This is a genomic window from Rouxiella silvae (genome assembly GCF_002093625.1).
In the GTDB taxonomy this organism is placed as follows: domain Bacteria; phylum Pseudomonadota; class Gammaproteobacteria; order Enterobacterales; family Enterobacteriaceae; genus Rouxiella; species Rouxiella silvae.
Genome location: NZ_MRWD01000118.1, coordinates 1 through 1,567 on the forward strand (window position 1 = coordinate 1; position 1,567 = coordinate 1,567).

The 1,567-nt window shown below is 44.9% G+C and carries 1 pseudogene; it reads left to right on the forward strand.

From position 1 onward, the window contains the following. Nucleotides 1–285: 285 nt before the first annotated feature. Nucleotides 286–1,451: pseudogene (locus BS639_RS24570) on the forward strand (IS3 family transposase). Nucleotides 1,452–1,567 lie beyond the last annotated feature (116 nt).

A 1,567-nucleotide genomic window follows, 5' to 3' on the forward strand; every position in this document is an offset into this window, starting at 1 on the left:
ACTCAATATTTCACTCCATCTGCTGTTTAGTTATTCAACAACCTGATTATGAACCTGCTCGTTATATTTGATCAAGTGTGTATTTTGGTAACGTATTACTTGCTTAAATTCATATAGTTGAACGTATCCGAGCAGCCCCAAAAAGTGCTTAGTAGAGGTTTAAGAAGACTCGCCATTATGTCCATGAAAGCCATGTAAAAATCCTTCACACAGACGGTTGTAGGGTGAGAATAGAGAGCTATGTAGTGGTTTACTGAATTTGGCCACCTAAATAGAGGTGGCATTATGAAGGGACGTAACAGACGCACCTAGCCCCGAGTTTCGCCTCGAAGCTGCCCAGCTTGTACTCGATCAGCACTACACCGTTGCAGCCGCTGCCACTACGATGAATGTCGGCAAATCCACGATGGACAAATGGGTTCGACAACTGAAAGAAGAGCGAACGGGAAAATCACCCGTAGCTTCACCCATAACACCTGAGCAGATTGAGATAAGTGAGCTGAAGAAAAGACTTCAACGCGCTGAAATTGAGAGGGGTATATTAAAAAAGGCTACCGCGCTCTTGATGTCAGACTTCCTGAACAATTCTCATTAGTTGAGAAACTCAGGGCGCGGTTTCCTGTTGCCGTTATGTGCAACGTGTTTGGGGTTCATCGCAGCAGTTATAAATACTGGTGGCAGCCCAGGAAGCCTGACGCCACGAGAGTGGCATTATTGAGCCTTCTGCGTGAAGTTTATCGCGAAAGTAACGGTTCAGCAGGAGCGCGAAGTATCGCCGCGATGGTCACCACCAAAGGTATAAAACTGAGCCGCTGGCAGGCAACAAAGCTGATGAAAGCGCACAATATTATCGGCTGTCAGCAACCTGGCCATCGATATAATAAGGCGGGAACACATTAAGATCCCTAATTATCTGGATCGCCAGTTTGCTGTTACCGAGCCTAATCAGGCCTGGTGCGGTGATGTGACTTATATCTGGACGGGAAAACGCTAAGCTTATCTGGCTGTTGTACTCGATTTGTTTTCCCGTAAACCGGTGGCTGGGCGATGTCATTTTTCCATGATTCAGCACTGGCAGGTAAAGCCCTGTCGATGGCCTGGGAAGCACGGAAAAAATCGGCTAATTGACTGTATCACTCGGATCAAGGCAGTCACTATACCAGCAAGAATTTCAGACAGTTACTGTGAAGATATCAGATAAAGCAAAGCCTGAGTCGCTGGGGAAATTGCTGGGATAATAGCCCAATGGAACGGTTCTTCAGAAGCCTAAAAACAGAGTGGGTCCGGAAAATGGGTACGTAAATTTTAGCGTAGCCAGCATGGCGATAACAAATTACATCACGGGATACTACAGCCAGCTCAGACCTCATCAATATAATAGAGGTCTGACGCAGAATGAATCAGAACGATTATTCTGGAAAAACTCAAAAACCATTGCCAGTTTTTGTTGACCACTGCATCATTACATACAAATATAGTCGTTGCCGTTAGTAACCAAGGGCTTTATGCGCAGATTAATATTAAGGGGAAATGTCATAAATTAGAGATATCTTCTACTATATAAATC